Source organism: Falsochrobactrum shanghaiense (assembly GCF_003149535.1).
GTDB lineage: Bacteria > Pseudomonadota > Alphaproteobacteria > Rhizobiales > Rhizobiaceae > Brucella > Brucella shanghaiense.
In genome coordinates this window covers 176598-190215 of the sequence record NZ_QGDB01000002.1, presented here as the reverse complement: position 1 = coordinate 190215, position 13618 = coordinate 176598, and the positions used below count along the sequence as shown (strand labels likewise).

Below are 13618 nucleotides of genomic sequence, written 5' to 3'. Positions count from 1 at the left end.
ATAGACCGCTTATTCGGCAGGCAGCGGCGTCGGCTTGCCGTTTTCATCCAGCGCCACCATGACGAATTCGCCATGGGTGACGAGATCCATCTGGTGGGTCAGGTAGCGCTGCGCCCAGGCTTCCACTTTCAGGGTGATCGACGTGCGGCCCGTGCGCGTGATCTGCGTATAGACGCAAAGGGTGTCGCCGATCTTGACGGGCTTGGCAAAAGACATTTCCCGCACGGCGGCTGTCACCACGCGCCCTCTGGCACGCTCGGCAGCGCGAATGCCGCAGGCGGAATCCATCTGCGCCATGACCCAGCCGCCGAAAATATCGAAGGCGGCATTGGCATCCTGCGGCATGGCCGGGACGCGCAGTGTCAGCATACCTTGGGGTTGGGCTTCTTCGCTCATGGATTATCCTGTAAAGTCTGGTGAGGAGTCAGGGTGGAGTATGAAACAGGCCTGTGCGTATTTCCAGCGCGCCTGATCGGTTTTCCTCAACAGGCTCTTTTCATTTGTGCACCAAGCTTCCATATAGGGTCCATGGCTTCCTCAAAAGACAAATATCCTCAGGATTCACACGACGGCTCGGGTGGCTTCGGTGAAGCACCGCAGTCGGAATTCTCCGGCGCGCCGTTTTCCGGCTCGATCGCCGACTGGGCGCAAGACATCGGTCAGCAGGCCGAACAGCCGAAAAGCAAGCCGAAGCCCGCTAAAAAACTCCCGCAGCGCAGCAAGGAAGCGACCCGCAGCGCGCGCGGCACTTCCATGGGCGGCGCGGCCTCGGCAAAGGAACGCGCGGCAGCGGGTCTCAATCCCGTGGCCGGTCTCGACATAAGCCTCGAAGACGCGGCCAGGCTCAATCCGACCGGCGCGACCGCGACCGTGAAAGCCCTTTCCGACCTCATCGAGTCGGGCAATCCGCTGTTCAAGAACGGCCAGCTCTGGACGCCGCATCGTCCCGTCCGCCCGGCCAAGTCCGAAGGCGGCATCGCAATCCAGATGGTGTCGGAATTCGAGCCCTCCGGCGACCAGCCGACGGCCATAAGCGATCTGGTTGCAGGGCTGGCCGACGAGGAGCGGACACAGGTTCTGCTTGGTGTCACCGGCTCCGGCAAGACCTTCACCATGGCGAAAGTCATTCAGGAGACGCAGCGCCCCGCGCTCATTCTGGCCCCCAACAAGACGCTGGCGGCACAGCTCTATGGCGAGTTCAAGAACTTCTTTCCCAACAATGCCGTGGAATATTTCGTATCCTATTATGACTATTACCAGCCGGAAGCCTATGTGCCGCGCTCGGACACCTATATCGAGAAGGAATCGACGGTCAACGAACAGATCGACCGCATGCGCCACTCCGCAACGCGCGCGCTGCTTGAACGCGACGACGTGATCATCGTCGCCTCTGTATCCTGCATCTATGGTATCGGCTCGGTCGAAACCTACACCGCCATGACCTTCGAGATGAAGATCGGCGACCGGCTCGACCAGCGCCAGCTTCTCGCCGACCTCGTGGCGCAGCAATATAAGCGGCAGGACATCAATTTCGTGCGCGGCTCGTTCCGGGTGCGCGGCGACACAATCGAAATCTTCCCGGCCCACCTGGAAGACCGGGCATGGCGCATTTCGCTGTTTGGCGACGAGATCGAAACCATTACCGAATTCGATCCGCTCACCGGGCAGAAATCGGGCGATCTGCAATCGGTCAAGATCTATGCGAATTCGCACTATGTGACCCCGCGCCCCACGCTCAATCAGGCGATCCGCTCCATTCAGGAAGAATTGCAGCAGCGGCTTGCCGAACTCAATGGCGCCGGACGGCTGCTCGAAGCGCAGCGGCTGGAACAGCGCACCAATTTCGACCTTGAAATGCTTGAAGCAACCGGCGTCTGCAACGGTATCGAAAACTATTCGCGCTATCTCACCGGGCGTCAGCCGGGCGAGCCGCCGCCGACCCTGTTTGAATATATTCCCGATAATGCACTGGTTTTCCTCGATGAAAGCCACGTCACCGTTCCGCAGATCGGCGGCATGTATCGCGGCGACTTCCGCCGCAAGGCGACATTGGCCGAATATGGCTTCCGCCTGCCCTCCTGCATGGACAACAGGCCCCTGCGTTTTGAGGAATGGGACGCCATGCGTCCGCAGACCATCGCCGTTTCAGCCACACCGGGCAAATGGGAAATGGAAGAGACCGGCGGCGTCTTCGCCGAGCAGGTGATCCGCCCGACCGGCCTGATCGATCCGCCCGTCGAAGTGCGCCCTGCCAAGAGCCAGGTGGACGATGTGCTGGGCGAAATCCGCGAGACGGCGCGCAAGGGCTATCGCACGCTCTGCACGGTGCTGACCAAGCGCATGGCCGAAGACCTGACCGAATATCTGCACGAGCAGGGCATTCGCGTGCGCTATATGCATTCGGACATCGACACGCTGGAGCGCATCGAGATCATTCGCGACCTGCGGCTTGGCGCATTCGATGTGCTGGTCGGCATCAACCTGCTGCGCGAGGGTCTCGACATTCCCGAATGCGGCTTCGTCGCCATTCTCGACGCGGACAAGGAAGGCTTCCTGCGTTCGGAAACCTCGCTCGTCCAGACCATCGGCCGTGCCGCGCGTAACGTTGACGGCAAGGTCATTCTCTATGCCGACAATATTACCGGCTCCATGCAGCGCGCGATGGATGAAACCAGCCGCCGCCGTGAAAAGCAGGAAGCCTATAATACGGAACACGGCATCACGCCTGCTTCGGTGAAGAAGAATATCTCCGATATTCTCAATTCGGTCTATGAACAGGATCACGTCCGCGCCGATATTTCCGGCTTTGCCGAAGAAGGCGCGATGATGGGCAATAATCTTGCCTCGCATCTCGAACATCTGGAAAAGCAGATGCGCGATGCCGCAGCTGACCTCGACTTCGAGACAGCCGCGCGCCTGCGCGACGAGATCAAGCGCCTGCGCGAAACGGAACTGGCCATTGCGGACGACCCGCTCGCGCGCGAAATGGAGATGGAAATTTCGGGATCAGGGCGCGGCAAGGGCAAAGTTTCAGGTAAACCGGGCGGCAAGTCGCTGTTCCAGAAGCCGTCGCTCGACAATATGGGGCCGGGCACGGACATGGCAAAGCCGCTGTTTCGCAAGAACACGCTCGACGAAATGACCGTCAAGCGGACGGAAGTGCCCGCGGGCGGCAATGATCCGGCGATCCGCCGCGAGCGTGCCGGTATCGGCTCTTATGAGGACCCGGCGGAAACCGCGCGCAAGAAGCGCCGCCCCGGCAAGACCGGACGCCCCGGCCGCTGAATACAGCTTTACCGAAACAGGAGCCAAACCGGCTCTTGTTTCATTAATCTCTTATGGAGTCATATATAATATACCCGGTGGGGGACTTGCCCTGAGGATTGATGAGAATTGATCAGCGACCTTGATCCGGGACTATTTCTCCTGATCGCTTCAAACCGTCATGATGATGGCAACAGGAGTGTTTAATTTGAAGAATTACAATAGTTTTGCCGCAGAAAACAAATCACGCAATGAATTATGGCATATGATACTATCCGTCGGCCCGGTCATTGCAGGCTCGGGGCGCAAGCCGGGGGAAAGCCTGACATTAAACTCCGGTTTTGTTTTTGGGCGAATGCGGCTTGAGCCGGAAATATTTTCCAGAATACAGGATGAAGTCCAGAATTGTTCATTGAACAGCTTTGTCTTCCTCTGGCCGCTATCCGGCAATATCGAATTCAACATTAAAAACACGACGCATAGAATCGATAAAAACGCCCTGATCGCGCTCGATTGCATGAATGAATTTCAGGCAAGTTGTGACGCGCCGATCGAGGTCATGTTCTTTTTCGTATCGGAATATGAATGCCGGAGCCTGGCAGGCCGCAGGGAATTGCATGGTTTCATCTTCGATCTGCAATCCATGCGTTATTCCGTCGAGCGTCATATTCTTCATGAGCTTCTCAACCATTTGACGCCGGAGAACAGAACCCTGCTTCGACAATATAAGTATGCCCTGCTTGGATCGATGAAGAGCAGCGTGCATTTTGAGATGTCTTCAGGAAAAGCCGGACATCAGAGCCTCAAGGAAGACATCATAAATCATATAGGCGAGAATGCGCTGGACGTCCGCCTGACGGTGGATGCGATTTGCAGGGAATTCAATATTTCGCGCTCAAGCCTCTACCGCCTGTTCTCGGAAGAACTCGGCGTCAAGGCCTATATTACCCAAAAGCGGCTCGATCAGGTTTATGCCGACATGCTGACCAATCAGATCGGAAATCTGAGCATCAAGCATATTGCCTTCAATTACGGCTTCCAGAACGCTGCCGTGTTCAAGAAACAGTTCATGGAACGCTTCCACTTCGATCCTCGCCTTTATCGGGATATTCCCCGATAGGCTGTTCCGCATTCGGGAAATATATGCAAGCGCGTCTTAATTTTCTGCACCCACGACGGCGAACCACGCCCCCTGCGGGTCCTGCGCCACGGCGATGAAGGCGGGACCGGGAACCTCGATGGGACCGTAATGGACCTTGCCGCCTGCCGATCCTATCGTTTCGACGACGCCGCTCACCGCGCCGTCGACGCCAAAATAAGGCAGCCATGCCGGCACCGGCGCATCGCCAAGCCCCATCATCCCGCCAATATCCGTACCCTTATGGCGGAACAACTGGTAAACACCCATTTCGCCCATGGGCATGGCCTCGCCCTTCGTCCAGCCGAACAGCCCGGCATAGAAGTCGAACCCGGCATCCGGGTCGCTGGACATGAGTTCGTTCCAGTTCCCATGCCCGGCCTTTTGCTGATTGAATGCCCCCTCACCCGCTTCAGCCCGGGTGCGATCGGCATCGCTCATCCGGCTCATATCGGGTTGCAGCAAGCCGAAGGCGGCTCCTTGGGGGTCGGCAACCACGGCAAAGCGGCCCGTGCCGGGAATGTCGGCGGGTTCCCTGAAGATTTTACCACCCGCAGCCTTGATGGCCGCGACACTCTTGTCGCAATCATCGACGGCAAAATAAATGAGCCAGTGCGGCGGTGGATTTCCTTCCTGCGCGGCGTTCGACATCATCCCGGCGACCATATCGCCTTCGGATCTGGCAAGGCGGTATTCAAACCCTTCCATGCCGCTATCCATGATCTGCCAGCCGAAAATTTTGGCATAAAAATCGCAGGCGCCCGCCAGATTACCGGTGCCCAGCTCATACCAGCAGGGATTGCCCTGATAGCTTGTCATTTTCTCCTCCATCAATTTTATGCGCCCGCTTGACCTATCCCGCGCGCCGCATCCGCAGCCTGCCAATGGGCCATATGATCCTCCATGGCCTTTCTGAAAGCAGGCCGTGCGGTGGCGCGTGTCACATAGTCCGCCAGAGCAGGATAATCATCGAGCTGCTTTTCGGCAGCACAGACGCGCAGAACATCTGCGAGCATAATATCCGCCACGCTGAAATCGCCCGCGATCCATTCACGATCTTCCATCAGCGTATCCAGACCCTTGAGTTTCCTTCGCAGGCCCTGACGCGCATGTTCAACGACCTCAGGCGCGGCAGGAGGCCCGAAAATATGGGGCATGCGTTGCGCAAGGATCATGTTCATCCAGCCAGCGCTGGCACTCTCGACAGAATTGAGCGCGGCAATCAGCCATTGCGTCACTTCTGCCCGACGATGTTGCGGCAGCAGCGCGGTGCCTTCGGCCAGATGCAGCAGGATCGCGCCGCTTTCAAAAAGCGTCAGGTCACGATCCTTGATAATGGGCACCTGCGCAAAAGGTTGCATGGCGCGATGCTCATCGCTTTTTGGATGGACCGGAACGGTGGCCACGCGGTAGGCCCGCCCGGTTTCCTCCAGAACCCAGCGCACGCGCATGTCACGCACGAAGCCATGGGTGAAGCCCGGCAGCCAGTCATAGGTGAAGAGAAGGACGCTCATGCGTCCCGATCCGAGTCAAAGCTTACATCAAAGCCGCCCCACATCATGCGCATGCCATCAAACGGCATGTCGGGGAACTCCTTGCCTTCCATGTCCGCGGCCATGGCCTTGGATGCGGCATCACAACTCGCCCGGTCGGGCCAGGCACTCCAGCTGAATACCGGAACCTCGCCGTCTTTTGCATGGGTGGCGCGATAAAAATCCGTCTGCTTGCCATGCGGCACGTCGATGCCCCATGCCTCGACCAGACCAAGGCAGCCATGGGGCCGGAAGGCTTCTTCCCAGGCGTCACCCGCCATTTTTGTATAGGCGTCCCTGTTCTTTTCGGGAACGGCCAGCGCGAAGCCCTGAATATAGCCCGTCTTGCGGTCGCTCCCCGCCTCGAAGATCGGCTCGAAGCCGCCAAAGATCATACGGCTGCCGTCGAAGGGCATTTCCGGCAAATCCTTCATGGCAGGATCGTCCTGTATATTCTGCCAGGCCTTGTCGGCTGCCGCCTTGTCTGACCATTCCAGCCAGGAATAAACGACCGCCTCATCGTCCTTTGCAGCGACCGCGCCATAAAGGTCGTTGACCTTGCCCCTGGGAATGTCGACACCCCAGCTTTCGACCATGCGGACCGCACCATGCTTGCGAAACAACGGCCAGGCCGCATGGACATGCTTCATATATTCTTCTTTATTACCCGTCGGAACGGCTGCGATTGTACCGGTATAATAGGTCATTTCATGTCTCCTCGCGGACAAGATGGCAGCCCCTTGAAGCCAGCATGACTCTTGTAGTATCAAAAAGCAACTGCTAGTATGAAAATATGACTAAAAACATGCATCCTCCGCACTCCCGCTCTCGCTACGATGAAGGCTGCCTGGCCGCGCACGCGCTCAATACGATTGGCGATCGCTGGGCGCTGCTGGTGGTGCGCGAACTGATCTTCACCCCCAAGCGTTTCCAGATGATCCGCTCCGGCCTGCCGGGCATTACGGCCAGCGTCCTGACCGGGCGGCTGGCGCAATTACAGGAGGCGGGGATCGTCATCCACGATGAACGGCTGGGGCTTTACAGCCTGACGGATGCCGGGAGGGGGCTGCTGCCGATCCTTGAAGCGCTGTGCCGCTGGGGCGTGACGCTGCCGGGGCACGATCCCTCGCGTTTCATCAGCCCGACGGCGCTCATGATCTCGATGAGTGTGAACCTTGTGGCAGAAAAAGCGGCAGACCGGATGGCTCTGGCTGGCTTCGAGATGGGAAAGGAAGCCTTCGAAATGCAACTGGCCGACGGTGATTTTTCGACAAGGGCCGTAGCCCGACCCGATGCGGACTTCATCCTGACGGGCACCGGCAACACGATGGCAATTGCCGTTTACGGCAAGGCCCCCTTGTCGCAACTGATCGCCGGGGGATTGATCGGCGCGCGAGGGGATCTGGCAAAAGCGCAGGAATTCGTCGATATGTTCAGCCTGCGCTGAGCACGACTTAGGGCGGTCTTGTTACAGCAGAAACGCCGGAACCACTTTCACAGTTTTGCTGGAAGCGCTTTCACCGCCCAGCGGGCAATATCCGCATCCTGCCCGATCAGCGCAAGGCCGGTGGCGATGGAATCGAACTGGTTCGAGCTTGTAACCATGGCTTTGGAAAAACGGCTCTCGAATATGGTGCGGATGACCGGCACAAAGCTGGTGCCGCCCGTCAGGAACACGCGGTCAATATCCGCAAAATCCAGCCCCGCTTTTTCGACAGCCTGATCCACCGAGCGCCCGATCTGGCGCACATCGTCGGAAATCCAGTTCTCGAAATCATTGCGGGTGATGTCGGTGCGGATTTCAAAATCATCCGCCCTGAAGCGGAAGGCCGACATTCTGTCGGAGGAAAGGCGTATTTTCAGATCCGAGACGGCGCGATAGATTTCATAACCATAATCGTTTTCGATCAGATTGATGAAATGTTCGAGCGGTTGGGGATCGACAGCCTGCTTTGCGAGGTCCGTCAGTTCGCGGATCGTCGCGGGTGAATTCATCAGGAACAGCGTGTTCCACCGCGCAAAATTCGCATAATAATGCCGGGGAACGGGCAGTTTCTTGCCAAATGATTTATACTCGCCGTTCTTGCCCAGAAGCGGCGAGACAGCATTGTCGATGATGCGGTAATCGAATGTGTCGCCCGCAATGCCCACGCCGGTCTGGCTCATCGGGGCAAAGCTCAGCCCGTCTTTTCCGACCTCGAATTTCACGATGGAAAAATCGCTGGTGCCGCCGCCAAAATCCGCCACCAGTACGGTGGAATCCGCTTTGAGTTCCTGCGCATAGAAATAGGCAGCGGCAACCGGTTCGTAGACATAGTGAATATCGGTAAAGCCAAAGGCGCGGAATGCCTTTTCATAACGCTGCATGGCAAGCTGCTCGTCGGGCGAGGCACCGGCGAAAATGACCGGACGGCCAATGACCACGCGATTTTTTCGCGCTGGCAGTTTGTCACCCAGCCGCGCCGCAACGCTTTCGAGAAAGGTCTGGAGAATATCCTCGAATTTGAAACGCTTGCCGAAGACCGGCGTATCGACAAAGGATTTTGACGCCGCGAAACTCTTGAACGATTGCAGCATGCGCGTGGAATGCGGCGCATTGACGAATGCATCCATCGCCCATGGGCCGCTTTCATATGTGCGGTGGCCGGTTTCCCGGTCCTGCCAGAAGCTGAGGACCGAGCGGTAGCCGGTGATTTCCTTGCCGTCCTTGGATAGGCTCAGAACAGCGGCGGTCCCATCGGGACTGGCAACGGACAGAACCGTATTGGTCGTGCCAAAGTCGATCCCCAGCGTCACGCCGTCAAACCGGCCCGGATCAGCCTTCATCATCACAAAACCTTTTCGGGAAATCTTTACGGGCGGAGGACTTAACAGCCCGAACCCGACAGCTCAAGCAAGATGGAGGGAAAAAGCGCCGCACCCATCAGCGGCCCTGGCACTCATCAAGCGCGACAAGTTCGGTCTTGCTGCTGAATATGGCATTCACAAGTATCTTAAATATGTCGGCATCGAAAATCGGCGCGTGTAGGGGCGCCGCCACACCTTCCCGAAGATGCAGCGGGTAGCCATTTCGTCGAAATGCCGTCAATCCGGTGAGGATGGTTTGCTGTACGCCTTGGCGCCCACAAACCAGTCCTCCGGTGAAACCTCGCTGAACATGACGGTCGTTGCCTGCGGCGAAATACCGGCGATCTTTTCGAGGGCCTGCGTAAAAGCCTCGGCGATCTCGGTCTTCGTCTCTACACTGCGTCCGGGGAAAAGCTCCACACGAATAATTGGCATTGTTGCTTCCTATCTTATCATCGGCCAGGTGTCGGACAGCTTGTAGCCGCCGGGAAACGGATCGGATGGATCGAGCATGAGTTGCGATGTGCCGCTGATCCATGCGCGACCGGTAATCGAAGGGATGATCGCCTTTTGCCCTGCAATCGTCGTTTCCTGCACAAGTCTGCCGACAAACCGGGTGCCGATAATGGAAATACCGGTCAGGGTTTCACCTTCTGCAAGTTCGCCGCGCGCATTCAGCAGGGCCATCCGCGCGGATACTGCCGTACCCGTTGGGGAGCGGTCGATCTTTCCCGGCTGGATCGCCACCACCGACTTGGCCATCAATTCACCATCCTGACGATAGGGTCGGCCTGCGAAAAGACAAAAGGAAATATGGTCCCAGCCTGTGTCTTCCGGGTGGGAAAACCCCAGTTGCTCATTGGCTGCATTGGTGATCCTGATGCCCGTTTCGGCAATCAGCCGTGCATTTTCGGGTACAAGCTCAATCCCGGCCTGCTCTGGATCGACGACCACGAAACTGTCCCCGCCATAGGCCGTATCGACCGTCAGCCTGCCAAGACCCGGCACGTCGAGCGTCGCATCGAGCTTTTGCGCGAAGCTTTTGACATTGGTGACCGTGATGCGCTCCGCCTTGCCGTTGCGGCATTCGGCCTCCACCTCCACAAGCCCGGCAGGCGCTTCAAGCACCATCCGGGTGATCGGCTCCGTCATCGGAATGATACCGCTGTCGAGCAGGACCGTCGAAACGCAGATCGAGTTGGAGCCGGACATGGGCGGCGTGTCTTCCGGCTCCATGATGATCCAGCCCATTTGCGCTTTGGGATTTTTTGGCGGGACCAGAAGATTGACATGGCGGAACACGCCGCCGCGCGGCTCATTGAGCACAAAATTCCGAAGCGTTTCATCCTGCGCAATCCAGCGCGACTGCTCCCATACCGTGTCTCCGGGAGGCGGAGCCACACCGCCGACGATAACATCGCCCACTTCGCCCTCGGCATGGCAGCTCACGACATGAATAATTCTGGATGACCGCATTTTCTACCCTCTGGAGTTCTGTCTGAAAGCTGCAAAACAGCTTTGGGATCAGACCCGCATAGAAGCACATGCGCGACGCGGCTTGAAAGCCAAAAAACGCCGCAATCAGTCCAAAAGGCGCGCTAATCACATGTGACAAGCCGGGCGTAAAGATCGTCAAAGTGCTCCAGCTGAAACGTCCTGCCTATTTGTCTTATGCCGCGACGCTGATGATCCGTTTGCGGATGATCGTGCGCAGGGCATTGAGGTCTTTTGCGAACAGCCGGATACCTTCTGCAAGCTTTTCCGTCGCCATCGCATCTTCGTTCATCGCCCAGCGGAATCGTTCTTCGCTCATCGAAACCGGCTTGAGCGTGGGCACATTCTCCGGCGCAAGCTGACGGGTGAGCGTGCCATTATCCGCCTCAAGCTCCTCAAGGAGTGCAGGCGCAATCGTCAGGCGATCACACCCGGCCAGCGCCTCTATCTCGCCAGCATTGCGGAACGACGCCCCCATGACGATTGTCCTGATATTGTTGGACTTGTAATAATTATAGATCGTCTTGACCGAGAGCACGCCGGGATCGGTTTCGGCTGTGTAGGTTTTTCCGCTTGTCTTGGTGTGCCAGTCGAGAATGCGGCCCACGAAAGGCGAAATCAGAAAGACACCTGCATTGGCGCAGGCAATCGCCTGAGCAAGCGAAAAGATCAGGGTCAGATTGCAGTCGATGCCTTCTTTTTGCAGGGTTTCCGCTGCCTTTATTCCTTCCCATGTTGCCGCAAGCTTAATGAGGACGCGCTCACGGCCCACGCCGCGCTGCTCATAATCGGCGATGATCCGCTTTGCCTGTTCAATGGAAGCTGCGACATTGAAGGAGAGGTCCGCATCCACCTCCGTCGAGACGCGACCGGGCACTTCTGCCGCAAGCCTAGCGCCCACCGATACCGCAAGCCGGTCGGCAATGGCTTTCGTAATCGCTTCCTGCGAGCCGACCTGCCTTGCCCCCCACAACATGGCCTCATCGAACAAATCTTCCGCGCCGGCGGAGGAAAGTGTCTTGAGAATGATCGACGGGTTGGTCGTGCAATCAATCGGCTTCAATTTCCTGATGCCTTCAATATTGCCGGTATCCGCGACAACGACGGTGATTTGCTTGAGCTGTGCAAGTTTGGAATTCATGATGGCCTCAAAAAACTGCATGTGTTGAAGCAGAGGAGATGGCTTCTTTCAGCCAGCCAAGCCCTGCTTGCGTTTGACCTTCCGGCGAATATTCGCATCCCAGCCAGCCTTTATAGCCCACCTCATCGAGCGTCTGGCGGATGGAAGCAAAATCGATGGTTCCCGTTCCCGGCTCATGACGGCCCGGAAAATCGGCAATATGAACATGGGCTATAGAGGGAGCGTATTTCCTGATCTGTTCGTCTGGATCGAGCCCCATGCTGACCGTATGATAAATATCAAGCAACAGGGCGATATTGGACTGCCCGGCTTCCTCGATGGCCTTGACTGCCTTTTCAGGCGTCTCGATGAAATAATCGGGGACAGCGCCCGCGCTCATGGGCTCCACGATAATTGTAATACCATGGCGCGCCGCTTGCTGCGCTGCATAGGCAAGATTTTCGATATAGGTTTCCCAATGATGCGGCTTGCGATCGCCGGTCGGGACGATGCCCGCCATGGCATGAACCATGCGAACGCCGATGGTTTTGGCATAGTCGAGGCCGCTTGCAACGCTCTGGCGAAACTCCTCGCGGCGTTCGGGGAATATGGCGATCCCCTTTTCGCCGCGCTCAGCATTGCCTGCATGAAGGCCGAACTGCGTATAGGCGACATTGGCCGCGCGAAGCCAGTCCGCCACTTCCTGTGCAGGCACATGATAGGGCGAAGGATATTCAACAGCGGCGAAACCATGGCGCGCCGCTGCCGCAATGCGTTCAGCCAGCGGCATTTCCGTGAACAAATAACCTATGTGAGCGCTATATTTGAAGCCAGCCATGTCTGCCAAACCTGTTTGTCAGTAATCTTCAGGGAAAAGTCCGGCGTCGCAAACATGCGATGCGACGCCGTAGAGCATGATAATATCGGATATTATTGCCCGGCAATATTCCAGCCGCGACCATGATCGCCGAAGCCTTCGCATCCGGTCGCCGTAATCGCCACCGTATCCTCAAGCTTGATGAAGCCGCGTTCGGTGTGGTGAAGTTCCGTTTCAATGGAAATCACCATCCCTTCCTCAAGCGGCTGCTCGCGATGATGCGCCGGATAATTGGGAACAGCCGTGCTCATCAGCCAGGGCGCTTCATGGCTGACGATGCCCATGCCATGGGCGGAGAAGAACATCTTGTTGTTCGCCGAACATTTGGCCAGCGCATCATTGGCGTTTTCAAATATATCGCCGCCGCGCGTGCCCGGGCGCAGGTTCTTTCGCGCCGTCTGCTGCACCAGTTCGACCTGCCCCAGAAGATCGATCAGTTCCTGATCGGGTTCCTTCGTATAGGCCATGCGGCACACATCGCCGATATAGCCCTTGTAATTGCCGCCTGAATCAAGCGCCAGCGTTTCACCATCTTCCCAGACTTTGTCATAGGGAGCGCGGTTGAATGCGGTGCCGATATTCGTCAGCGCATATTCGAATTTCAGCCCCCGCGCGGTTTCCTCCTGCCGCAGCGCTTCAAACAGCGCCAGCTTGCTTACGCCCGGACCGTGCCTGGAAATGACGGCCAGCATGGAATCGACCACCTTTTCCGATGCTTCGCGCAGGATTTTCAGTTCCTCTGGCGTCTTTAGCGCGCGCAGGACTTCCAGCGTGTAGGTCGCATCCACCAGCCTGGCGTCCGGCAATTGCTCGCTCAGCACCTGATAGGCATCGATCGGCATGAAACCGACCTCAATGCCGATGCGGCCTTTTCCGCCCTGAATGTTCCTGAGCAATTCAGCCGCAGCCCCCGCATAACCGGGGCTTACATAGTTCTTGAGATTGAGGTTGGATACCCAGAAGCTGCCAAGCTGCTTTTCATATCGTTCCATAGGCGCGCCGACATAGGCGGAATCGAGCGGGCGACCTTTTACATAGATGAAGAAGGGCAGATAACGGCTCAATCCATGGGCATCCATGTAGTCATAAAAGAAGAACCTGTAGCCGCCGAGAAGATACTGGATGCTATGCTTGGACGTCACCAGCAATGCGTCGAGATTGGCTTCCTCCATCAAACGATCCAGACGGTCCGTGTCGAAGGGCGGCTTGTGTCGTCTTGAAGTATCCTCGACGGGATTTCCTTCTGAAAATGCAAAGCTCATGGCAAATTTCCTTTCCTTGCATTCCGGTCACTGTCGAATGAACGCGTGACCGGAATGTTGTCATTGGCTTGTTGGAGGGGTTCA

The 13618-nt window shown here is 57.3% G+C and carries 13 protein-coding genes; 3 read left to right on the top strand and 10 right to left on the bottom strand.

The window, feature by feature from the left end; all coding sequences use genetic code 11:
- Positions 1-9 precede the first annotated feature (9 nt).
- Positions 10-396 (bottom strand): acyl-CoA thioesterase, encoded by a 387-nt coding sequence (locus tag DKP76_RS04780; protein WP_109705319.1) that lies wholly within the window; start codon positions 394-396, stop codon positions 10-12.
- A 132-nt stretch (positions 397-528) separates the two neighbouring features.
- Here DKP76_RS04780 and uvrB point away from each other — a divergent pair, with 132 nt between their 5' ends.
- Both uvrB and DKP76_RS04770 read left to right on the top strand, forming a co-directional pair.
- Positions 529-3285, top strand: coding sequence for an excinuclease ABC subunit UvrB (gene uvrB / locus DKP76_RS04775; protein ID WP_109705318.1), 2757 nt, complete (start codon positions 529-531; stop codon positions 3283-3285).
- A gap of 244 nt (positions 3286-3529) precedes the next feature.
- Positions 3530-4384, top strand: a complete 855-nt coding sequence (locus DKP76_RS04770; RefSeq protein ID WP_158279413.1) for a helix-turn-helix transcriptional regulator — start codon at positions 3530-3532, stop codon at positions 4382-4384.
- A gap of 36 nt (positions 4385-4420) precedes the next feature.
- Here the strand turns inward: DKP76_RS04770 and DKP76_RS04765 are convergent, their stop codons facing one another.
- Genes DKP76_RS04765 through DKP76_RS19580 form a run of 3 tightly spaced genes read right to left on the bottom strand, consistent with a single transcriptional unit; the run spans position 4421 to position 6641 of the window.
- The gene (locus DKP76_RS04765) at positions 4421-5221 is read right to left on the bottom strand and encodes a VOC family protein (protein WP_109705316.1); all 801 of its coding nucleotides are present in this window, start codon (positions 5219-5221) and stop codon (positions 4421-4423) included.
- A 17-nt stretch (positions 5222-5238) separates the two neighbouring features.
- On the bottom strand, positions 5239-5916 hold the full coding sequence (locus DKP76_RS04760; protein ID WP_109705315.1) for a glutathione S-transferase family protein: 678 nt from the start codon (positions 5914-5916) through the stop codon (positions 5239-5241).
- Positions 5913-6641, bottom strand: a complete 729-nt coding sequence (locus DKP76_RS19580; protein ID WP_109705314.1) for a DUF1428 domain-containing protein — start codon at positions 6639-6641, stop codon at positions 5913-5915. Before DKP76_RS19580 ends, DKP76_RS04760 begins: the two co-directional genes overlap by 4 nt.
- A gap of 98 nt (positions 6642-6739) precedes the next feature.
- Here DKP76_RS19580 and DKP76_RS04750 point away from each other — a divergent pair, with 98 nt between their 5' ends.
- On the top strand, positions 6740-7381 hold the full coding sequence (locus DKP76_RS04750) for a winged helix-turn-helix transcriptional regulator (RefSeq protein ID WP_109705313.1): 642 nt from the start codon (positions 6740-6742) through the stop codon (positions 7379-7381).
- 47 nt (positions 7382-7428) lie between these two features.
- Here the strand turns inward: DKP76_RS04750 and DKP76_RS04745 are convergent, their stop codons facing one another.
- From DKP76_RS04745 to DKP76_RS04720, 6 genes are all read right to left on the bottom strand, one after another.
- Positions 7429-8763, bottom strand: a complete 1335-nt coding sequence (locus DKP76_RS04745) for an Hsp70 family protein (protein ID WP_109705312.1) — start codon at positions 8761-8763, stop codon at positions 7429-7431.
- A gap of 255 nt (positions 8764-9018) precedes the next feature.
- Positions 9019-9216 carry a tautomerase family protein gene (locus DKP76_RS04740; protein WP_109705311.1) on the bottom strand — a complete coding sequence of 66 codons (198 nt, stop codon included), beginning with the start codon at positions 9214-9216 and terminating at the stop codon, positions 9019-9021.
- Positions 9217-9225: 9 nt separating this feature from the next.
- A complete protein-coding gene (locus DKP76_RS04735; RefSeq protein ID WP_109705310.1) occupies positions 9226-10257 on the bottom strand; it encodes a trans-3-hydroxy-L-proline dehydratase in 1032 nt (343 codons plus the stop codon).
- A 193-nt stretch (positions 10258-10450) separates the two neighbouring features.
- A complete protein-coding gene (gene tal / locus DKP76_RS04730; RefSeq protein WP_109705834.1) occupies positions 10451-11416 on the bottom strand; it encodes a transaldolase in 966 nt (321 codons plus the stop codon).
- 7 nt (positions 11417-11423) lie between these two features.
- On the bottom strand, positions 11424-12233 hold the full coding sequence (locus DKP76_RS04725; protein ID WP_109705309.1) for a hydroxypyruvate isomerase family protein: 810 nt from the start codon (positions 12231-12233) through the stop codon (positions 11424-11426).
- Between the two features lie 92 nt (positions 12234-12325).
- A complete protein-coding gene (locus DKP76_RS04720; RefSeq protein WP_109705308.1) occupies positions 12326-13534 on the bottom strand; it encodes a M24 family metallopeptidase in 1209 nt (402 codons plus the stop codon).
- Between the last annotated feature and the right edge of the window lie 84 nt (positions 13535-13618).